19 protein-coding genes, 19 tRNA genes and 1 riboswitch are annotated in these 20,412 nt (G+C 40.4%); of the genes, 31 read left to right on the forward strand and 7 right to left on the reverse strand.

What is annotated here, in order from left to right:
• The first annotated feature begins 58 nt into the window (after positions 1–58).
• The 21 genes from B5D30_RS03920 (at position 59) to metK (ending at position 3,988) form a co-directional block, all read left to right on the forward strand.
• Positions 59–144 (forward strand) — tRNA-Leu (locus B5D30_RS03920).
• 18 nt (positions 145–162) lie between these two features.
• Positions 163–236, forward strand: a tRNA-Arg gene (locus B5D30_RS03925).
• 8 nt (positions 237–244) lie between these two features.
• Positions 245–318, forward strand: a tRNA-Pro gene (locus B5D30_RS03930).
• A gap of 12 nt (positions 319–330) precedes the next feature.
• Positions 331–403: transfer RNA gene (locus tag B5D30_RS03935), tRNA-Ala, on the forward strand.
• Between the two features lie 5 nt (positions 404–408).
• Positions 409–482 (forward strand) — tRNA-Met (locus B5D30_RS03940).
• Positions 483–497: 15 nt separating this feature from the next.
• Positions 498–571, forward strand: a tRNA-Ile gene (locus tag B5D30_RS03945).
• Between the two features lie 15 nt (positions 572–586).
• Positions 587–676: transfer RNA gene (locus B5D30_RS03950), tRNA-Ser, on the forward strand.
• A 15-nt stretch (positions 677–691) separates the two neighbouring features.
• Positions 692–765: transfer RNA gene (locus tag B5D30_RS03955), tRNA-Met, on the forward strand.
• 40 nt (positions 766–805) lie between these two features.
• Positions 806–878, forward strand: a tRNA-Asp gene (locus tag B5D30_RS03960).
• 13 nt (positions 879–891) lie between these two features.
• Positions 892–964 (forward strand) — tRNA-Phe (locus tag B5D30_RS03965).
• Between the two features lie 5 nt (positions 965–969).
• Positions 970–1,040 (forward strand) — tRNA-Gly (locus B5D30_RS03970).
• Between the two features lie 25 nt (positions 1,041–1,065).
• Positions 1,066–1,139, forward strand: a tRNA-Ile gene (locus tag B5D30_RS03975).
• Between the two features lie 24 nt (positions 1,140–1,163).
• A tRNA-Ser gene (locus tag B5D30_RS03980) sits at positions 1,164–1,251 on the forward strand.
• A gap of 10 nt (positions 1,252–1,261) precedes the next feature.
• Positions 1,262–1,333, forward strand: a tRNA-Glu gene (locus B5D30_RS03985).
• 12 nt (positions 1,334–1,345) lie between these two features.
• Positions 1,346–1,435, forward strand: a tRNA-Ser gene (locus B5D30_RS03990).
• Positions 1,436–1,449: 14 nt separating this feature from the next.
• Positions 1,450–1,523: transfer RNA gene (locus tag B5D30_RS03995), tRNA-Met, on the forward strand.
• A gap of 68 nt (positions 1,524–1,591) precedes the next feature.
• Positions 1,592–1,662 (forward strand) — tRNA-Gly (locus B5D30_RS04000).
• A gap of 24 nt (positions 1,663–1,686) precedes the next feature.
• Positions 1,687–1,760 (forward strand) — tRNA-Ile (locus B5D30_RS04005).
• Positions 1,761–1,772: 12 nt separating this feature from the next.
• A tRNA-Glu gene (locus B5D30_RS04010) sits at positions 1,773–1,844 on the forward strand.
• Positions 1,845–1,850: 6 nt separating this feature from the next.
• Positions 1,851–1,935: riboswitch (SAM riboswitch) on the forward strand.
• 70 nt (positions 1,936–2,005) lie between these two features.
• Positions 2,006–2,773 (forward strand): hypothetical protein, encoded by a 768-nt coding sequence (locus B5D30_RS04015; RefSeq protein WP_078806745.1) that lies wholly within the window; start codon positions 2,006–2,008, stop codon positions 2,771–2,773.
• A gap of 18 nt (positions 2,774–2,791) precedes the next feature.
• On the forward strand, positions 2,792–3,988 hold the full coding sequence (gene metK / locus B5D30_RS04020; protein WP_078806746.1) for a methionine adenosyltransferase: 1,197 nt from the start codon (positions 2,792–2,794) through the stop codon (positions 3,986–3,988).
• A 143-nt stretch (positions 3,989–4,131) separates the two neighbouring features.
• Here metK and B5D30_RS04025 read toward each other — a convergent pair whose 3' ends face one another.
• Positions 4,132–4,818 carry a MurR/RpiR family transcriptional regulator gene (locus B5D30_RS04025; protein ID WP_078806747.1) on the reverse strand — a complete coding sequence of 229 codons (687 nt, stop codon included), beginning with the start codon at positions 4,816–4,818 and terminating at the stop codon, positions 4,132–4,134.
• Between the two features lie 134 nt (positions 4,819–4,952).
• On the opposite strand from B5D30_RS04025, the gene B5D30_RS04030 reads away from it, so the two are divergent.
• The 4 genes from B5D30_RS04030 to B5D30_RS04040 all read left to right on the forward strand — a co-directional run bounded on the left by B5D30_RS04030 (position 4,953) and on the right by B5D30_RS04040 (position 8,788).
• Positions 4,953–6,569 (forward strand): peptide ABC transporter substrate-binding protein, encoded by a 1,617-nt coding sequence (locus tag B5D30_RS04030; protein WP_234984618.1) that lies wholly within the window; start codon positions 4,953–4,955, stop codon positions 6,567–6,569.
• Between the two features lie 39 nt (positions 6,570–6,608).
• Positions 6,609–7,694 carry a M42 family metallopeptidase gene (locus B5D30_RS04035; RefSeq protein ID WP_200806709.1) on the forward strand — a complete coding sequence of 362 codons (1,086 nt, stop codon included), beginning with the start codon at positions 6,609–6,611 and terminating at the stop codon, positions 7,692–7,694.
• Positions 7,695–7,781: 87 nt separating this feature from the next.
• On the forward strand, positions 7,782–7,949 hold the full coding sequence (locus B5D30_RS13470) for a hypothetical protein (protein WP_159443195.1): 168 nt from the start codon (positions 7,782–7,784) through the stop codon (positions 7,947–7,949).
• Positions 7,946–8,788 carry a M55 family metallopeptidase gene (locus tag B5D30_RS04040; protein WP_078806750.1) on the forward strand — a complete coding sequence of 281 codons (843 nt, stop codon included), beginning with the start codon at positions 7,946–7,948 and terminating at the stop codon, positions 8,786–8,788. The genes B5D30_RS13470 and B5D30_RS04040 overlap by 4 nt, the downstream gene beginning before the upstream one ends.
• A gap of 249 nt (positions 8,789–9,037) precedes the next feature.
• On the opposite strand, the gene B5D30_RS04045 is transcribed toward B5D30_RS04040, so the two are convergent.
• A complete protein-coding gene (locus tag B5D30_RS04045; protein ID WP_144399475.1) occupies positions 9,038–9,388 on the reverse strand; it encodes a hypothetical protein in 351 nt (116 codons plus the stop codon).
• A 278-nt stretch (positions 9,389–9,666) separates the two neighbouring features.
• Positions 9,667–11,022, reverse strand: a complete 1,356-nt coding sequence (locus tag B5D30_RS04050) for an Nramp family divalent metal transporter (protein ID WP_078806752.1) — start codon at positions 11,020–11,022, stop codon at positions 9,667–9,669.
• Between the two features lie 210 nt (positions 11,023–11,232).
• On the opposite strand from B5D30_RS04050, the gene B5D30_RS04055 reads away from it, so the two are divergent.
• Both B5D30_RS04055 and glmU read left to right on the forward strand, forming a co-directional pair.
• Positions 11,233–11,637 carry a hypothetical protein gene (locus tag B5D30_RS04055; protein WP_159443196.1) on the forward strand — a complete coding sequence of 135 codons (405 nt, stop codon included), beginning with the start codon at positions 11,233–11,235 and terminating at the stop codon, positions 11,635–11,637.
• A 185-nt stretch (positions 11,638–11,822) separates the two neighbouring features.
• Positions 11,823–13,199, forward strand: coding sequence for a bifunctional UDP-N-acetylglucosamine diphosphorylase/glucosamine-1-phosphate N-acetyltransferase GlmU (gene glmU, locus B5D30_RS04060; RefSeq protein ID WP_078806754.1), 1,377 nt, complete (start codon positions 11,823–11,825; stop codon positions 13,197–13,199).
• Between the two features lie 221 nt (positions 13,200–13,420).
• Here the strand turns inward: glmU and B5D30_RS04065 are convergent, their stop codons facing one another.
• A complete protein-coding gene (locus tag B5D30_RS04065; RefSeq protein WP_078806755.1) occupies positions 13,421–14,281 on the reverse strand; it encodes a methyltransferase domain-containing protein in 861 nt (286 codons plus the stop codon).
• Positions 14,282–14,544: 263 nt separating this feature from the next.
• Between B5D30_RS04065 and B5D30_RS04070 the strand changes: the two genes are divergently transcribed.
• The 4 genes from B5D30_RS04070 to B5D30_RS04085 all read left to right on the forward strand — a co-directional run bounded on the left by B5D30_RS04070 (position 14,545) and on the right by B5D30_RS04085 (position 17,240).
• The gene (locus tag B5D30_RS04070) at positions 14,545–15,183 is read left to right on the forward strand and encodes a copper homeostasis protein CutC (RefSeq protein ID WP_078806829.1); all 639 of its coding nucleotides are present in this window, start codon (positions 14,545–14,547) and stop codon (positions 15,181–15,183) included.
• A gap of 174 nt (positions 15,184–15,357) precedes the next feature.
• On the forward strand, positions 15,358–15,762 hold the full coding sequence (locus B5D30_RS04075) for a hypothetical protein (RefSeq protein ID WP_144399476.1): 405 nt from the start codon (positions 15,358–15,360) through the stop codon (positions 15,760–15,762).
• Positions 15,763–15,881: 119 nt separating this feature from the next.
• Complete coding sequence (gene spx / locus B5D30_RS04080) at positions 15,882–16,280, forward strand: transcriptional regulator Spx (RefSeq protein ID WP_078806757.1); 399 nt, start codon at positions 15,882–15,884, stop codon at positions 16,278–16,280.
• A 162-nt stretch (positions 16,281–16,442) separates the two neighbouring features.
• Positions 16,443–17,240, forward strand: coding sequence for a formate/nitrite transporter family protein (locus B5D30_RS04085; protein ID WP_078806830.1), 798 nt, complete (start codon positions 16,443–16,445; stop codon positions 17,238–17,240).
• A gap of 55 nt (positions 17,241–17,295) precedes the next feature.
• Here B5D30_RS04085 and B5D30_RS04090 read toward each other — a convergent pair whose 3' ends face one another.
• Genes B5D30_RS04090 through B5D30_RS04100 form a run of 3 tightly spaced genes read right to left on the reverse strand, consistent with a single transcriptional unit; the run spans position 17,296 to position 20,400 of the window.
• Positions 17,296–18,069: a TPM domain-containing protein gene (locus B5D30_RS04090; RefSeq protein WP_078806758.1), complete on the reverse strand. Its 774-nt coding sequence runs from the start codon at positions 18,067–18,069 to the stop codon at positions 17,296–17,298.
• Positions 18,066–19,151 (reverse strand): ATP-binding protein, encoded by a 1,086-nt coding sequence (locus B5D30_RS04095; protein ID WP_078806759.1) that lies wholly within the window; start codon positions 19,149–19,151, stop codon positions 18,066–18,068. Before B5D30_RS04095 ends, B5D30_RS04090 begins: the two co-directional genes overlap by 4 nt.
• 25 nt (positions 19,152–19,176) lie before the next feature.
• Entirely contained in the window at positions 19,177–20,400 is a 1,224-nt protein-coding gene (locus tag B5D30_RS04100) for an SPFH domain-containing protein (protein ID WP_078806760.1), read from the reverse strand.
• Positions 20,401–20,412 lie beyond the last annotated feature (12 nt).

The raw sequence follows: 20,412 nt of genomic DNA on the forward strand, positions 1-20,412 counted from the left end.
TCACCTTGCCAAGGTGGGGGTCGCGGGTTCGAACCCCGTCGTTCGCTTGACTACTCTCGCCGGGGTGGCGGAACTGGCAGACGCACAGGACTTAAAATCCTGCGGTGAGCGATCACCGTACCGGTTCGATTCCGGTCCTCGGCATTCTAAGAAGTAAATAACGCACCCTTAGCTCAACTGGATAGAGTACCTGACTACGAATCAGGCGGTTAGAGGTTCGACTCCTCTAGGGTGCATAGACGAACGGGACGTAGCTCAGCTTGGTAGAGCACTTGGTTTGGGACCAAGGGGTCGCAGGTTCGAATCCTGTCGTCCCGATTTTTCTATTTTGGGGCCTTAGCTCAGCTGGGAGAGCGCCTGCTTTGCACGCAGGAGGTCAGCGGTTCGATCCCGCTAGGCTCCATTTTTGGCGGTGTAGCTCAGCTGGCTAGAGCGTCCGGTTCATACCCGGGAGGTCGGGGGTTCGATCCCCTTCGCCGCTATAAATATTGGATAAAGGACCTTTAGCTCAGGTGGTTAGAGCTCTCGGCTCATAACCGAGCGGTCGTAGGTTCGAGTCCTACAAGGTCCATGTGGCTTTGTTTCTGGAGGATTACCCAAGTCCGGCTGAAGGGAACGGTCTTGAAAACCGTCAGGCGTGTAAAAGCGTGCGTGGGTTCGAATCCCACATCCTCCTTTTTTATTCATTTATCGCGGGATGGAGCAGTCTGGTAGCTCGTCGGGCTCATAACCCGAAGGTCGTAGGTTCAAATCCTGCTCCCGCAATTCTGTAAAAAATATTTACAGTGAAATTTTCTATTAAAATGGTCCCGTAGTGTAGCGGTTATCACGTCGCCCTGTCACGGCGAAGATCGCGGGTTCGATTCCCGTCGGGACCGTTAAAAATCATTTGGCTCGGTAGCTCAGTTGGTAGAGCAATGGATTGAAGCTCCATGTGTCGGCGGTTCGATTCCGTCTCGCGCCATTTCTGCGGGTGTAGTTTAGTGGTAAAACTACAGCCTTCCAAGCTGTTGTCGCGAGTTCGATTCTCGTCACCCGCTTTACCATAGTAATGGTTTTCAATAGGGGCCTATAGCTCAGCTGGTTAGAGCGCACGCCTGATAAGCGTGAGGTCGATGGTTCGAGTCCATTTAGGCCCATTATATCAATATTTATATTGGTATGGGGAAGTACTCAAGAGGCTGAAGAGGCGCCCCTGCTAAGGGTGTAGGTCGGGAAACCGGCGCGAGGGTTCAAATCCCTCCTTCTCCGTTTTATATACGGCCCGTTGGTCAAGCGGTTAAGACACCGCCCTTTCACGGCGGTAACACGGGTTCGATTCCCGTACGGGTCATTTTTGAATATTGGAGGATTACCCAAGTCCGGCTGAAGGGAACGGTCTTGAAAACCGTCAGGCGTGTAAAAGCGTGCGTGGGTTCGAATCCCACATCCTCCTTTTTTATTCGTTATCGCGGGATGGAGCAGTCTGGTAGCTCGTCGGGCTCATAACCCGAAGGTCGTAGGTTCAAATCCTGCTCCCGCAATTTTGATAATTTCATCTCTCGGAACGTTCTCTACGAGAACGATATTTTTCTGTTAGGAGAGAATTTCTGCGGGTGTAGTTTAGTGGTAAAACTACAGCCTTCCAAGCTGTTGTCGCGAGTTCGATTCTCGTCACCCGCTTTACCATAGTAATGGTTTCAATAGGGGCCTATAGCTCAGCTGGTTAGAGCGCACGCCTGATAAGCGTGAGGTCGATGGTTCGAGTCCATTTAGGCCCATTTTATTTTTATGGCCCGTTGGTCAAGCGGTTAAGACACCGCCCTTTCACGGCGGTAACACGGGTTCGATTCCCGTACGGGTCATTATTATATTTATCAAGAGTACGCGAGAGACTGGCTCCATGACCGTACAGCAACCTGCATTTGTAAGGTGCTAAACCCAGAGAGATAAAGGAAAAGTTTGTCAGCCTTTATCGGCTGGCTTTTTTGTTTAGAGACACCCTTATTACAAGGAGGTGAATAACGTGTTGAAAAAATTTTTAAAATTGGATAGACCAGAGCTCTATGATTTTAAAACGGTTGATAGAAACAAAGGAAGTAGCGAGAGTATTCATCCGATTGAGTTGTTTTTGCGTTATAAAAATGGTGAGTTAAAGGTGAAAGATTGCGATAAGGAAGCGTTCTTTATTTATCAGACGTTTGGTTGGCAAGAGGATGTTGACAGTATCATCAGAGGGGAGGTTATGAACTCTTTTTGGAATCCATATAAGACCATGATGAAGTTGTCTTATCCAGAAAAATGGAGAGGACAACATCCGACATTAAAAGATATTCCCTATATTTTGGCTCATTTTCATGAATTTCAAGAGGTTCATGAAAATCATGAATTAAAAAAATTCGCCACGCTTACGCATACGATTGGCAATTTTATTGTCATTCCGCATTGGATGAATACAGGACGAAGTCTTCCTTTGAGAGATTACTGGGATTTGACTTTGAAGTCGTTGTACGATTATTTTCATCTATTTGATGATGAGGACGATGCATGGGAGAAGTTTATTCAAATATTTTATTTAGAGCCGTTTGTAGAAAGGAAAAAATTTGAGCCTAAGATATTTGACAAACTTCATTTTGCGAGTAACCAAGGAAAAGATGAGCTAAATCTTTTTTTACAAAAGACCAATCAAAGAATTGAGCAGCGTGGAAAATATATGGTGAATGAACTTTATAAAAGTTATGAGAGTGAAAAATATAATGCACAGATGAAAATTCTTTTTTCAGATGAACTATAAAAAATAAGGAGAAACATTATGACAGAAAAACGTTTGTTTACATCAGAATCTGTATCTGAAGGACATCCTGATAAGATTGCAGATCAGATAAGTGATGCGATTTTGGATGAGATTTTAAAACAGGACCCAAATGCACGTGTGGCAGCTGAAACAGCGGTTTATACAGGGAGTGTTCATGTGTTTGGTGAAATTACGACAAGTGCGTATGTTGACATTAATAAAATCGTACGTGATACCATTCGTGAAATTGGCTACACACGTGCAAAATTTGGGTTTGATGCGGATACAGTAGGTGTTCATCCGTCAATTGTGGAGCAATCACCTGATATTGCTCAAGGGGTCAACCTTGCACAAGAGGCACGTGAAAATAATGATCACGATCCACTTGATGAAATTGGTGCGGGAGACCAAGGATTGATGTTTGGTTTTGCAGTAGATGAAACGCCAGAATTGATGCCTTTGCCGATTTCTCTTAGTCATAAACTTGTTTGGAAATTAACAGAGCTAAGAAAAACGAATAGACTTCCATATTTGCGACCAGATGCGAAAAGTCAAGTGACAGTGGAATATGATGAATTTGACCACCCAAAACGTGTGGATACGATTGTTATTTCTACACAGCATGACCCAGAAGTAACGCTTGAGCAAATTAAAAAAGATGTGATTGAGCAAGTGATTCATGCGGTGATTGCAAGTGAATTACTAGATGATGAGACGAAAATTTACATCAATCCAACAGGTCGTTTTGTTATCGGTGGCCCTCAAGGAGATTCTGGATTGACAGGTCGAAAAATCATCGTGGATACTTACGGAGGGTATGCACATCATGGTGGCGGTGCATTTAGTGGAAAAGATCCAACAAAAGTTGACCGTTCTGCAAGCTACGCAGCACGTTACATTGCCAAAAATATTGTCGCAGCAGGAATTGCTAAAAAACTAGAAGTTCAGCTTGCCTATGCGATCGGAGTCGCCCACCCTGTTTCCATTTCAGTGAATACATTTGGGACAGGAGAAGTGAGTGATGAAAAAATCATTCAAGCGATTCGTCAATTCTTTGATTTACGTCCCGCAGGAATTATCGAAATGCTTGATTTGAAACGCCCAATTTACAAACAAACCGCAGCCTACGGTCATTTTGGTCGAACAGATATGGCATTGCCTTGGGAAAAATTGGACAAAGTAGAAATTTTGAGAGATTTTTTTGCGAAAAGTTAAGCAGTATTATTTTAGAGGTGTCCTTATAAACGAAGAAACATATTCCAAAGTAAAAGGAATATGTTTCTTTTTGACTAATAATGCTTGTGTTGTTTGGAATTTTCTATAAAATAAAGAGAAATACTTTATTTTTAGAGGTACACTTAAATCTGGTTAAGATACTCACAAATTAACTCCTCAAAAGAGATAAGTGTCTGCCCGAAAAACACTTGTGGTTTTGCATGAGAGGTTGAAAATGGACTATAAGAGTTTGTGGAAAACGTAAGGTCAGCCATTTTTCCAAGCGTTGAAAATTTATCACCTAAAAACGCAATGGTTGGGTGATGATACTTTTTAGCAAAAGTGATTGTTTTCACCAATTCTTCCTCCTCGCCAGAGTGAGACACAAAGAGAAAAAGGATTTTCTGCTGTTCGGTTTTCTGTATGAGCCTCGTATGAGAGGTACAGACATTCGGGATAAAATGAAAATTCAGCACTTCGCTAATGTAAGAGCAAATAGGAAATGAAAACCCCGTTCCGATAATTGCGACCAAACCGTCTTGATTTTCTTTGAAAAATTTGGCAAATTTCCTCTTCTCCTCATCAGAAATACTAGGCGAGGTTTGTGAAGGAAAATGCATTGCTTTAATCTTGAAAAGAAGTTCGTTATAGCCAGATAAATTCAATTTTTTGGCTAATCGGACGATACTAGACGGAGAAGTGAAACATTCTTTGGCAAGTTTTCGAATACTTATCTCAACGCCTGCATTGACCTGTGTGTCAAGATAGTCGAGAATAGTACATTCGTTTTCGGTAAGGTCAAATAAATCTTTTAAGTAGTAAATATCCATGAGTGCCTCCTACCAATTTAAAGTATGAAGTAAGTGTACCAAAAGAATAGGTTGTCGTCAAAGTTATATCTGAAAATTTTGAATCCCCAGAGTTTTATCGGATAGAACGAAAAGAAAAGGAAAAGGTGAAGAAAATGAAGAAATGGAAATTAGCTGTAAGTTTCATGATGTTACTAAGTTTGGCTGCGTGTAGTTCGCCAAAAGAGTCCTCTAAAAAAGAGGTAGAACAAGTATTGAAAGCCAGTATCGCCTCAGAGCTTTCAACGGCAGATGTTTCACTTGCTATGGATAATACAGCTTGTGAGGTGATGAGCCAAGTTGCTGAGGGGCTTTATTCTTTTGATATAAAAGGAAATGCTATCCCTGCTTTAGCGGAAGAAAAAGTTACACCAACAGAAGAAGGCTTGCGTTACACTTTTAAAATCAGAAAAGGGGCAAAATGGAGTAATGGCGAGGAGATTACGGCAAAGGATTTTGTCTATTCATGGCAAAGAACGGTTGATCCAAAAACGACTTCTCCTCAAGCATTTTATTTCTCAGGGATTGAAAACTATGCAGAAATTAGCGAGGGGAAAAAACAGCCGAGTGAGTTAGGAGTGAAAGCGACAGATGATTACACATTGGAAGTCAAACTTGCTTATCCAATGAGTTATTTCCAACAATTACTTGCCGTGCCTGCATTTTTCCCACTAAATCAGGCGTTTGTAGAAAAAGAGGGGGCAAAATATGGAACAAATGCCACTTCAACTCTTTACAATGGTGCCTTTACCCTAAAAGATTGGGACGGAACAAGTATGTCTTGGACGTATGAAAAAAATAATCAATACTGGGATAAAAAGAATGTAAAACTAGAAAAAGTTCAAATGCAAGTTGTAAAAGAAGTGGGAACAGGGAAAAATTTATTTGATGACGGAAAACTAGATGAAGTAGCGATTTCTGGAGAAGTAGTCGCTCAAGAAAAAGCAAACAAAGCACTTCACATTCGTGAACTTCCGGGAACGTATTATGTGGAGTTAAACACGCAAAAGAAATTGTTTGCCAATAAAAATGCACGGAAAGCCATGTCTTTAGCATTAGATTCTGAAAAACTTGCCAAAAATGTATTGAATGACGGGTCGCAAAAAGCGTTGGGATTTGTTCCAGCAGGTTTTGTCAATCAAGAAACGCAAAAAGATTTTGCCAAAGAAGTAGGCGATATTAACCCTCATGATAGCAAAGAGGCGAAAAAACTTTGGGAGGAAGCGAAAAAAGAGCTTGGTGTAACCAAAGCGGAATTTACCATTCTTTGCTCAGATGCGGAAGGGCCTAAAAAAGTGAGTGAGTACATTCAAGGGGCATTAAGTGAAACACTTGACGGCTTGAGTATCTCTATTTCACCCGTACCGTTTGCCAATCGTTTAGAAAAAAGTAGAAGTGGTGATTTTGACGTTGTGCTAGGAGGGTGGACACCAGTCTATGCTGACCCAATTGATTTCTTGAATTTATTGCAATCAGAGAACTCTAACAACTTTGGAAAGTGGAAAAATACAGCATTTGACCAATATGTTGAGCAAGCCAATGTTACTTATGCCAACGACTATCAAAAACGCTGGGAAGCAATGAAATCTGCCGACAAACTTATTTCTGAGGAAGTGCCATTGATTCCGCTTTATCAAATCTCTGAGGCACATTTAATCAATTCAAAAGTAAAAGGTTTAGAATTTGGTCCGCTAGGTTCTGCTTACTATAAAAATGTAGAAATTGTAAAATAGAGTAAGAAGTACCCAAAAATGAAAGAAGGTATAAATTTCGTGAAAAAAATGGAAACTATTGAACTCATTCAAACACTTTCCACAGCGAATGGAGTGTCAGGTTTTGAAGAGGAAGTTGTGAAAATTTACAAAGAAACGTGTCAAGAAATAGGCGAAATGTCAACGGACGGCATGAAAAATCTCTACATTCAACGCAAAGAAAATCAGGGCAATCGCCGAATTGTTCAGCTAGATGCACATAGCGACGAGGTGGGATTGATTGTGCAAGCAATTTTGCCAAACGGTATGCTCCGATTTTTGACTGTTGGCGGTTGGGTGGCAAACAATTTATCAGCTCAAAAGGTGAGAGTGAGAAATCGGCAGAAAAAATATATCACAGGTGTCGTAACAAGTATTCCTCCGCATTTTCTATCGGAAAGTGAACGCAAAAAACCGCTTTCGGTGCAAGATTTGCTGATTGATGTTGGTGCGAAAAGTAAAAAGGAAGTAGAAGAAATTTACGGCATTGCTATTGGTTCACCGATAGTACCAGATGTAGAGTGTAAATTTGACGAAAAACGAGGATTATTTTTAGGGAAAGCATTTGACTGTCGCATTGGTTGTGCTTGCATGGCAGATGTTTTAGACGAGTTAAAAGGTGAAGAATTGCCATTTGACGTAGTAGCAACACTTTCTTCCCAAGAAGAAGTTGGTTTGCGTGGTGCAACAGTTGCTGCAAATAAAGTAAAAAGTGATCTTGCAATAGTCTTTGAGGGTTGTCCAGCAGACGATTTATCAAAAGAAAGTTTCATGATACAATCGGCAATGGGGAAAGGTCCAATGCTTCGCCATTTTGATGTTTCGATGATTACAAGCCCAGAATTTCAAGAATATGCTTTAGAAGTTGCTAAAAAGTTGAATATTCCAGTGCAAGTATCCGTTAGAAGTGGTGGAGGAACCAATGGTGCAGCGATCCAAAAGGCAACAGGCTCCCCAACGATTGTGATAGCCATACCAGTCCGCTACGCACACACACACCACGGCATGGTAGAGTATCAAGACTACCTTTACGCAAAAGAACTTGCCCTAGGCATTCTAAGAAAACTTTCCAACGAAGAAATAACCACACTAATTCAACCAGTGTGAGAATAAGAAAAGCTACGAGGGGCGTTTTGAAGTCTGCAACAGCGAACACTGTCGTTCATTTACTAGAAACGTAAGTTTCTAGCGACATTGAGAGCAGTTGCCAGACTTCAGCCCCTCACAGCTAGACAAAGAAAAGCGAAGAGGGGCGATTTGAAGTCTGCAACAGCGAACCATGCCGTTTATTTACTTCAAGCGACATTGCGAGCAACCACCAGACTTCAGCACTTCACAGTTAGATCAAGGAGAATAAAATGAAACTATATATATCATGCGATATTGAGGGATTAGCAGGAATTGCGAATTTTGATATGGAGAAAGACGATCACGAGCGTTTTTTAGATTTATACCACGCCCATGTTCAATGGGTGATAGAGGGGATTCAACAAAGCGAGAAAAATCAAGAGATTACAACGATTACGATTTCTGATTCTCATGCAAGAGGAGTGAATTTGAGTTTGCCACGTCTTTGCGAAATGGACGAGAGAGTAGAGCTTATTAGCGGGTTTCCTCGAATGGACTATATGATGACAGGTTTAGATGAATCCTATGACATGGTCATTTTTCTAGGGTATCACGCAGGAATTGGCAAAAAGTATGGAAGTATGGACCATGGGTATAGTGCAAGTGTTGCGTATTCTTTAGAGATAAATGGAAAATACATGAATGAAACAACTATTAATGCTGCATTTGCAAGTGAATTAGGTGTGCCAGTTGCCTTAATCATTGGCGAAAGCGGGCTAAAAGAACAGCTTTTTGATGAAAAAATGTTTCCATATGTTGATTATGTATCGACAAAGCAATCACTTGGACGATATAGCGTAAAAAACAAACCGCTACAACAAGTAAGAGAAGAAATAATTGCCCAGACAAAAGCGACTTTGGCTAAGGAAGTTTCACAACTCAAGAAATACACGCTCACCACACCGTTAGAAGTGAAATTGCAATGCTACACAACAGCACAAGCGGATAGATTAGAGATGCTTTCGACGATAGATCGAATAGACGGGCGAAGTGTCTCTTTTACAGGCGAGAGTATGAAAAATGTTATGAATGACATTGTAGCACTTGTAGGATTAGCGGGAACGGTGCATTAAGGGGAACTCTAAAAACTCACGCTTACCCAAAATTGCTAATTTTGGCTTAACTGGAGTTTTTAGCTCCCTTTAAGCAAATACCAGAGATAAGCACATTCGCTTACCTCTGGTATTTTTATCTTGGTGTAGAATTTGTCGTCGAATAACTTGTAGTGGTTCGTTTGTCTTTTTCACGTTTGGCAACACTTGCTTTGATTTGGTCTAAAAGCTGTGAAAAGTCCTTGTTGAATGTTTCAATAACATGATTTACTAGTTCCCCAAATTTTTCATCAAAGAAATAACGGGAGTCGTATCGTTGGATTTAAATTCCAAAGACTTTAAGAACACTGCATTTTCGGCTAAATTGTTGTTCCAAAGTCGTTTTTCTAACCCCGGGAGGAAAATCATAAGGGTGTAGCCCATTTTTATTAATTCGTTGATGTTTCCTTCTGTACTATCCAAATCAACTGTCCACTCGAGATTGTCTTGAAGAATATCTTTTTGTAACTTTTTCAAATATTTCTCTACATTTCCATCAAACCGAAAAGTTGATTGTGGTGACATCATAAGAAGTGGTTCAGCATAATAGATTATTACGGCTTTGTTCATTTTTATAATCATTCCTTTCGCTCCGAAAAAGGCACAACACCGTATGAAAACGGTCTTCTTGAACGGTTTTTTTTCTTTTCTTTGTTATAAAATCTATTTAGAAGAAGTCTGCATACACTACAAATCACGGGGAGGTGAATAAGTGCGAAGAATCACTTTTCTTTTCTTGTATGTTTATATGTGTCGCTCGACTTTTCAAGTGCAACTAACTGTGGTAATGAACACGTAAACTTATCTTTGGATAAACGACTCGTTTGTGTAGGTCTGGCAGTTAAGGTGCTGTACTTCTTCTAAAACAACGTTGCAAGTGTCTCATAGACGAGACGGATATTCAATAAGGTCAAGACAATGGTAATCACCCAACTTAAAACACTTACCCATTTACTATTGACAAATCTTCCCATGAGCTTTTTGTCGCTTGTATAGATTGTCAATGGAATCATGGAAATAGGCAGAGCGATAGAAAGAAAGACTTGAGAATAAAGCAACAAACTTTCTACGGCACTTTCTTTTCCACCGTAAAGGATAACGCAGATGATAACTGGTGTTACAGCAAGTCCACGTGTTACCACACGACGTAGCCAGAGTGGCATTTTCAAGTGTAAAAATCCTTCCATAACGACTTCCCCAGTCAATGTGCCGGTAATCGTTGAATTTTGCCCACTAGCGAGTAAGGCAATGGCAAACAATACGGAGAGTACGGGACTAGCGATAGCTCCGACAATTTTATCGTTTGAAAGGGCGTTGTATAAATCGACAAATCGCCCGAGAGAATCGCCATGACCAAAAAACATAGAGGCACCTAAAATCAAGAGTAAACTATTGATAACAAATGCACCAGCAAGTTGGATATTGCTATCAATTCCTGCAAAACGTACTGCACGAGCGACTTCTTCTTCATTTGTGTAATCAATTTTCCTCGTTTGTGAAATGGCGGAGTGTAAATAAAGATTATGTGGCATAACGGTTGCCCCGACAATTCCGAGTGCAACGGTTAGCATAGAGCCGTTTGTTACAACTTTTGTTTGTGGCACATATCCTTTTACAACACTTGCCCAATTGGGATTGCTGAGTAGCACTTCGTAGGCGAATACAATCAAAATGACTGCGATGAGTGTGACCACAATTGCCTCCACTTTTCTAAAACCTAGTTTTTGTAAAAGTAATAAGAGCATGACGTCAAATACTGTAATAATCACACCAAGGAGCAATGGAATGTGAAAGAGTAACTCAAGAGCCACCGCACTTCCGATAATTTCGGCAATATCCGTTGCCATAATTGCCAATTCCGTTGTCACCCAGAGTGTTATACCGAGTTTTTTTCCTGTATGGTGGCGAGTGGCTTGTGCCAAGTCCATGCGAGTAACAATGCCAAGTTTTGCTGCCATATATTGCAATAGCATGGCAATAAGAGAACTTAGTAAAATAAAAGAAAGCAATGTATATTCAAATCGACTTCCACCTTCGATAGAGGTAATCCAGTTTCCGGGGTCCATATATCCAACTGCTACCAACGCACCGGGTCCTGAAAAGGCGAAAAGCGTCCGCCAAAAACCAGCATTTTTCGGCACATCAACGGTAGCATTTACTTCTTCTAAACTAGGACCGTTCGCATATTTCAACATTTGTTCATGTTTTTCTTCCATTTGAACCCTTCTTTCTTTATGTAAATTTACTGAATCATTTATTTTTAGAAAATCCCATAGTTGCATTATATAAGAAATTAAAGCAGTTGTAAACAAAAAAGTTAGGCGAACCGAAAAAATAAGTAACGGTTTCAAAGGGGAGAAAAACGAAGAGGGGTGTTTTGAAGTTTGCAACAGTGAGCCGTGTCGTTTATTTAATCGCAACGTTAGTTGCGATCGACACTGCGAACAGTTGCCAAACTTCAGCCCCTCGTAGTTAGACAAAGAAAAACGAAGAGGGGCGTTCAGGAGTTTGTCGCAGTGAGCCATACCATTTACTTGCCTGAAGCAGAGCTTCAGGTGGCATTGCGAACAGCGACCCAACTCCTGCCCCTCGCAGTTAGACAAAGAAAAGCTACGAGGGGCGTTTTGAAGTCTGCAACAGCGAACCATGTCGTTTATTTACTTGAAGCAAAGCTTCAAGCGACACTGCGAACAGTTGCCAAACTTCAGCCCCTCGTAGCTAGACAAAGAAAAACGAAGAGGGGCGTTCAGGAGTTTGTCGCAGTGAACTATGTCGTCCATTTACTTGCAACGTCAGTTTCAAGCGACATTGCGAACAGTTGCCAGTCATAGCTAGACAAGAAGAAAACTTGCAATTTGAAAGAAGTTTGAGTTTTTATAGTTCTACACATTATTACTGTCTCCATTGAAAAATGATAAAGACACTTTCTCCTCCAGTTGTTCTTTCTTTCTCTCATTTTCAAACTGTGCTAAACTTAACGGAGAAACAAAAAAAGCAAACAGAAAAGAGTGAAATTATGGAAAATCGGTTTGTAATTATTTTGGCGGCAGGTAAAGGGACACGTATGAAGTCCAAACTTTACAAAGTTTTGCACAAAGTGGCAGGAAAAGCTATGGTTGACCATGTGCTAACGCAGGTGGAAAACACACGTCCTGACGAAATCGTGACGATTGTAGGGCATGGAGCGGAGGCTGTAAAGGCGACACTTGGCGAAAGAAGTAAGTATGCACTTCAAGCAGAACAGCTTGGAACGGGACACGCCGTTTTGCAGGCAAAAGAACTTCTTGCAGGAAAAAAAGGAACGACTTTGGTTGTCAGCGGAGATACACCGTTATTGACTTGGGAAACACTATCCAATCTTTTTGAATACCATGCAACACGTCAGTCAAGTGCGACAATTTTAACTGCAAATGCACCCGATCCATTTGGCTATGGTCGAATTATTCGTGACCATATTGGGATTGTGGAGCGTATTGTGGAGCAAAAAGATGCGAGTGCAGAAGAAGCACGAGTTACGGAAATCAACACAGGAACGTATGTTTTTGACAATGAACTACTTTTTGATGCTCTTGGGAAAATTGACACGAACAACGCACAAGGCGAATATTATTTGACAGATATTATCGAGATTTTGAAAAATGAAGGACAAACGGTTGCGGCTTTCCAAATGGATAATTTTGATGAATCTCTTGGAGTGAACGATCGCATTGCACTATCGGAGGCAAACCGCATTATGCGTGATAGAATCAACAAATACCATATGGTGCAAGGAGTAACGCTCGTTGATCCTGCGTCTACTTACATTCAATACGGTGTAAAAATTGGCAGTGATACGATTATTGAGCCAAATGTGCATATCAAAGGGAAAACAGTGATTGGCAGTGACGTGGTTATTGGAGCAAACAGTGAAATTGTTGACTCTACGATAGAAGACAATGTGAAAATCAGAAGTTCTGTGATTGAAGAAAGCATTGTCAGAACAGGTGCTGACGTAGGACCAATGGCACACCTTCGCCCGCTTGCTGAAATTGGCGAAAATGCACACGTTGGCAACTTTGTCGAGGTGAAAAAAGCGACACTTGGCAAGGGAACAAAAGCAGGACACCTCACCTACATTGGCAACGCTGAAATTGGGAACGAAGTGAACATTGGTGCAGGTGTTATTTTCGTCAATTATGACGGAAAAAATAAATACGAATCAAAAGTAGATGATTTTGCATTTATCGGTAGCAATGCCAATATTGTCAGCCCCGTTCACGTTGGAAAAAATGGCTTGGTAACGGCAGGAAGTACGATTACAGAAGATGTGGCGGAAGATGCTCTTGCATTTGGACGTGCAAGACAGGTAAATAAAGAAGATAGAGCAAAAAACTACCCTCATTATAAAGGGTAAAGAAAAGGACGATAGCCTTGATTGTTATCGTCCTTTTTGTGCAAAAAAAAAGAACGAAACCATTCGAGCCAATGCTTGCGAACAATCCCGTTGTGTAGTGCTGTTTACGGACTTTTATCTGAGGGCAACAGGTAAAAACCAATAAAGAGCGACCTGCTAGTAACTATAACAAAAGATGTAGGAAGTTGCAAGGAAAATTTGAATTTTTTCAGAGAATTTTCTTATCCTACGATTTCACGCTTTTCTCCTACCAAAATTAAGACGTCCACTGTAATTTTTTCCAAAGGATGTTTTTGTAATTCACGCTTTACTTCTTCTGTCACCCCCCACTCAAGTGGCGACATTTCAAGCAAATCAAGCTGATTTTCTTTTGGCAAATCAAACGTATAGCTCACTCTCTCCATAGCTGCTACATTCATCTCCTGCTGAAATTTGGCAAGCACTTCTGCATTGGAGTAGTGCTGTTTTTGCTCATCGTCAGGATAAAACGCAAGACGTAGCTCTTCTAAATAATGTTCTTCAGGAATCACTTTGATAAGCACCCCGTCCTCTTTCAACGCTCGTTGAAGTTCTCCGTAGTGTGAGGGAGAGAAAATGTTCAAAATGCAGTCGAATGCTCCTGTTTCAAAAGGAAGTCTCGTCAAATCCGCTACGCACCAAAGTGTTTCTTCGAGAGCATGATTGGTTGCAAGTTGAATGGCATCTTTTGAAATATCAATCCCAAATTTAATCCCTAAATTTTGTAAACAAGCCAGTTTTGCAAGAAAACCGCCCTCGCCAGCACCTGCGTCTAGCACATTGGCATTTTTCGGTAAAAATTCTGCGAGTTTTTCGAGCATTTTATCATACATTCCACAAGCAATGATTCGTCCACGTGGTGCCAACATTTTCTTTGTGTAACCAGTATCCACCGCTTTTTTCAAAAAATACAGCGTTCCTTTTTTGGACAAATCAAATTGATGACGATTCTCACAAATAAGAGAAATCCCACAACCATTCATTGTCGTATGGCAAAACGGACAACGGAAAAATGTTTCATTTTTTGCTAAAAATTCACTTGCCAACTCAATTTTTTTCTTCATGAAGAACCTCTTTTCTTTTATTTTTATGTAAATTATTAACTTCAGTTTACCAAAGACATGGTAAAATAGACAATGAAAATAAATTTAATAAGGGCACCTCTAAAAACTCCGCTTAAGACTAAATTAGCTAGTTTTTCGATTTTCGAGGAAATCGACGAAAGCTATGTGGTTCATAGGTTGAGGAGATTGACGAAGAAAATCGGAAAACTAGCAATTTAGGATAAGTGCGAGTTTTTAGAGGTGCCCATAAGGAGACAGTCATGATTTTAAAAGAATTTTGTGCAGAAAATTTCACTCGTATTCCACAAGCGATTCGAGCAGGGGCAAAACGCATTGAGCTTTGTGATAATTTGGCAGTAGGAGGGACAACTCCGTCTATTGCGGTGATTGAGGAGTCGGTCAAATATGCACATGAAAAAAATGTAAGTGTTTTTGTAATGATTCGTCCACGTGGCGGAAATTTTGTTTACAACGACATTGAAATCAAAATGATGGAAATTGACATCTTAGAGGCGATGAAACGTGAAGTAGACGGTGTGGTGTTTGGTTTACTAACTCCGGATAATTGGATTGACACAGAAGCACTTGAAACACTCATGCTTGCAGCGAATGGCGTGGAAGTAACGTTTCACATGGCGTTTGACGAAATTCCAAAAGAACGGCAAAAAGAAGCGATTGATGTGCTTGCAGACTTAGGTGTGAGCCGTATTTTGACACACGGAAGTGCATTAGCAAGCGAAATCAATGAAAACTACGAACATTTGCGAGAAATTGTCGATTATGCAAAAGGCAAACTCCATATTCTCATCGGTGGCGGTGTGCGGTTTGACAATTTTGAGGAAGTCGTTGATAAAACTGGCACAAGAGAGGTACATGGAACGAAGATTGTGGCAATGCAATAGAACAAAGCGAGTGGGAATATTTTCCTGCTCGTTTTTTATAGTTTGTCTTTCAATAAATCGCTTTATTTCTTTTGACGATTATAGGAAAAGGTGTTATTCTGTTTTTATATTAGAAAACGATAAAAAAATTAGAGGTAATATCATTTGCTTCAGAAAGAAATAGAGGGCAAGCATATGGAGAAAAAACGGTGGGGCATCTATACGCAAGGAATGTTTTTGCTAGATATGATTATCAAGGATAGCCTTTTTCAAATGTATGAGAACGGACATCTTCAAGAAAATTATTATCGTAAAGCATGGGAATTGGAGCAGTTGGCAAAACAGCATATTTCTCATTTTTTGCCAAGTCATAAGGAAGGATTGCCGATGATTGAGGCGGAAAAACTCGAGCTTGCCATGCTAGAAAAAGAGGGGGTTTGCGTTTATTATGCTGAAAAATATTTGGACATTTGCGAACGATTGACCAATGAAACCGCACCACTCGGCAATAGCAATCGTGTTGTTTATCATGAAATGATGAGAGAAATTCATGAAAATATGCAGGACGAGGCAAAACGGATTTTGTATTACATGACTTAAAGAATGTAAAGAAAAAAATCTCTATTTTTAGAGATTTTTTTATCTTAGGGGTATATTTTATCAATGAAAAGTTGTATCATAAAAGAAAGCAAAAAAGATATGAAAAGTGAGGTGAGAGAATGCTGACATTATACTTTTCTCCAAGCTGTACGAGTTGTCGTAAGGAGAAAGCTTGGTTGAACGAGCATAAGTTGCCGTATAAGGAGCGAAATATTTTCCAAGATCCATTACAAGCAGACGAATTAAAGGAATTGCTAATGCTAACGGAAAATGGCACGGAGGATTTGATTTCTGAGAGAAGTAAAGTCTTTCAAAAGCTAGACATGGATTTTGATGATTTGTCAATGAGTGAATTATTGAACTTAGTGCAAGAACATCCAAGCCTGCTCAGACGCCCAATGTTGACAGACGGGCAACGCTTGTTAATCGGCTTTAACGACGAGGAAATTCGTATGTTTTTGCCAAGAGATTTGAAAAAAATGGAACAAAAAAACGCTCGATTGCGTGCGGGGTTATAAGGGGTTCTTTCGTAGAATCTCTTTTTTGCCGTAGTCTATATTTTTAGAGGTGCCCTTAAGATAGAATTTTTTAGTAAAAATATTCGCTCATTATAAAAAAATTGGTTATACTATTATAAGTGAAAAAATATGGAAGAAGATAAAATTCAGAAAGGAGCAACAATGTTATCACCAGCAGAAATTTTAAAAGTAACCGTTCATCATGGGCGTCATAAGGTTGACAAACCTTTTGTGGAAAAGGCGATTTTGGGCTTTATCGGAGGGGCGATGATTAGTCTAGGCTATCTTGCGTATATTCGTGTTGTTAGTTCAATGGCACACGAGTGGGGAAGTTTTGCCTCATTTATCGGAGCTTGCGTATTTCCAATCGGACTAATTGTTATTTTAATGGCAGGTGGCGAATTAATCACAGGAAACATGATGGCAGTTGCCGCAGCATTTTTTGCTAAACACGTAAAACTAAAAGAACTTTTGTATAATTGGCTTGTGATTACAATTTTTAATGTTATCGGGGCAATTTTTGTAGCGTATGTATTTGGTCATGTTGTAGGTTTGACGGAAGTTGCTGCTTTTAAAGAAGAAACAATTCTTGTTGCTCAAGCAAAAATTTCAGCCTCACCACTTCAAGCGATGATTTCAGGGATTGGGTGTAACTGGTTTGTAGGGCTTGCTTTATGGCTTTGCTACGGAGCAAAAGATGCCACAGGGAAATTTTTAGGAACGTGGTTTCCCGTTATGACATTTGTGGCAATTGGTTTTCAGCACAGTGTGGCAAATGCGTTTGTTATCCCTGCTGCCATTTTTGAAGGTGGAGCAACGTGGGGGCAATTTCTTGCCAACTTTTTCCCTGTCTATCTAGGAAATATTATCGGTGGAGCGATATTTGTTGGTGGATTTTATTACTACGCGTATAGAAACGACCCAAAATTGCAAACAGATGAAGAAGCACAAGTAAAATAAGGCTAATCGTATATAAAAGACCTCTCGGAATCAAAGAGGTCTTTTGAGCATAGAATTAAAAACTTCGTCCTCCGCCACTTCCGCCAGAGCTGCCACCACCAAAACTACTGTTATCAGTATGTTTTGGAATACGGCGAGTTGTGACATAGGTGTTTGTGAGAATATCTTCACGTATATGAATGTTGCGGGTGCTGTTTTCACGGAAAGGATATTTCCACGTGCCGAATTTGAGCTGATAGCGTCCAACAGTCGTGGAAATGAACACACCAGTTGCTATCGCCGCAATTGCTAAAGCGATCAAGATTTCGGTTTGGTCGAGAGATTTTTGAACGGTAATATCGCCAGTCGCCTCATCAACGGTATAATTTTGATTATTTGGCAATCCTTTGTCAAAATATTTCTCCACATCTGCCAAAAAATATTCGGCAGATTGAGCATAGTTTCCGTTTCTCATTTCAGGTGTAATATCATCTAAAATGCTCTCAATTCGAGCATTTGTGATATAATACTCCATATTTCCGGTTGCCCAGATATAATTTTTCCTTTGCCCCATATCAATCAATAGCACAATTCCGTTCTTTCCCTCGCCCACACGTTCGGCAAGGTAATTTCTAGCAAAATCTTCAGGTTCATCGTTATTTTCTTTTGTTGTGACAACAAATACGCCAGCTTTTGTCTTTTCTGAAAGAGTTTGTGCTTTGCTGGAAAGTTGCGTTGTATTGCCAAAAATCTTCGCTCCGTCCTCAATACTGCTTAGAACATCTGCAAATGCGTGGTGCGGTAGGAGGCATGAGAGCAATAGAAAACAAGTAAGCAAAAATTTTCTCATATGAACCAACCTCCAATCAACGCAAGAATGAGTACAAGAATGAAAATCAAAATTCCCGCTTGTGCCAATTTTCCACGGCTAATCGGTAAAACTCCACTTGTCTTTCCTGTTTGTCCGTTCATTGCATAATAATAAAGTGTGTCGCTTCCTCGGTCACGGTACGTTACAAGCCAGACAGGCAAAAGCACATAGGAATTTTGTTGGTCAACAAGTTCGAGTGAACTTGTGACATTACTCACAGTCGTATAACCGCTAATTTCTTCTCGAAGTAAACTTGTGCCATATTCCTTTAGCTCATGATCAATTTCTTCTTTTAAGTCGGAAAACTCAAGGTCACGTTTTTCCGCTTGGAAACCAGCCAAATACTGATTTTTAAAAGGAATTGCTCTGTCGAAATCAAAAGGTTGTACACCTGTAACCATTTTTTGCGTCGTATTTTTCCGTAGAGCATTTTTGACTAAATCAAAAAATGTCATATCGCCTTCACGATAAATACGGTACTGTTTTGTTTCTGTGTATTCAATATCCCCAACTACCCAGCTGCGTATGCGTACGCCTTTGGCTTTCATACTACCATGTAGCTTACTGTCAACGAGAAAATAAGGGAAATATACACCTGTTAAGTTTTTAATTTGTTCTTTATTAAAAAATGCTTTCGGCACAAATCGTTTTTTTGCTGTCCACTCTAAAAATTTCTTCTCCGCCTCTTTTTTATCAATCAGAAAAGGAATGACTTTTTCAGGCAAAAATTCTCCACTTAATCGCTCGTTTAAAACCACAGGATTGTGGCAAAAATAACAAGTAGTTGCAGCAGTTGTCGTTTCGGTGACAATTTGAGCCGCACAATTTGGGCAGATAAATAAGCCAATATCATCCACACCGTCACCGTCAGTATCTTTTGGTACTTCTTGTTGTGAAGTTGAGGCAACACTCGCCTGTTTTTCCTCAAACTTGGAGACTTCTTGCTCAGAAAAAACGGACAAACAATATTCGCAATGGAATTTTTGGTCAGTTGGATTGAATGTAAGAGCTCCAGCACAGTTTGGACATTTGTGCGTAAGAACAGTAGTATTTTCTACCATAAGCGTTCAACCTTTCTTTAAAAAATTATAAAGGTTTTGCAATAAATGGTTTGCCACATTCTGGGCAGAATTTTGGCACGCCGTTTGACAAATCAATCACCCCGCCACATTCAGAACAAGCCATTTGGATTTTTACGCTTGTAGTGATTGTTCTCCCCTCACCACAATTGGAACAGAATTTCCCAGTGTTTTGACTGTTACATTTTGGACAAGTCCAGCTTTCAGGTGTGTTTGTTTGTTGAGATTGCTGGCTCATTTGACTTCGATTAGTCTCGCTCGCACTTTGCATAAATCCGCCTGCGGTATTCATGCCCATATTGATACCCATAAACGCATTGCCACTTCCAGCAGGGTTACTTCCGGCATCTTGAATCCCTTTTGCCACGGCACCTTGCACATACCCCTCACGAATGGTTGCATCTTGGAGCATTGCCCCTTGATTTCGCATATTGATGAGTTGTTGGCTTTCATCTGTATAAGAAATGCTTGCCACAGCAACACTTACAATTTCAAGTCCACGCAAATTTTTCCAATCTTCGTCTAAAACGTTTGACATGAACTTTGAAAGCTCCATGCTTTTTGACGGAATATGGCTGACACGTTCGCCTTGTGCAGAATATTGATTGATAGAAGTATTGAGTGCGGTCAAAAATTCTTGCAAATATTGCTCGTTAATATCTGAAATTTCCACTTGCGACTTGTTTTTCGGAATGGCGTTGACGTAAAACGAAATCGGGTCTGTAATTTTTACAGAATACGTGCCGTGAGCACGCAAGAACAACTCTGCGTTATAAAAATTATCAAAGTATTGAAGTGGGGACTGCGTACCAAACTTAATTCCTTTGATTTCTTGCAAATTGATAAAGAAAACTTGTTGTTTTTGAGGGCTGACTCCGCCAAATTTGAAACGGTTGAAAGCCTCACCGACAGCCTCTTTGAGTGATCCGTTAAGCATACTAGGTGCGAGATCATTTTTAACGGTGTAATAGCCTTCTTCTGCGGTATAATCAATAATTTTCCCGCCGTCAACCAAGAGCATCATCATATTTGGGTAAACGTGTACAACGCTACCGTCTGTAATGACATCAACGGTTGATTTTGTATTATTGTTCCGCTTGTCATCTCGGCGAACCATGACTCCTTTTGTCATAACGGTCATATCGCTCATCTCATCAGGTTCAATGACTTCAATCCATTGGTCTGCCGCTGCACCTGCGACACTGTTAATTGCTGCTTTTATAATACCCATTTTTTATAACCT

The sequence above is a fragment of the Pilibacter termitis genome (assembly GCF_900167335.1).
In the GTDB taxonomy this organism is placed as follows: Bacteria; Bacillota; Bacilli; order Lactobacillales; family Streptococcaceae; genus Pilibacter; species Pilibacter termitis.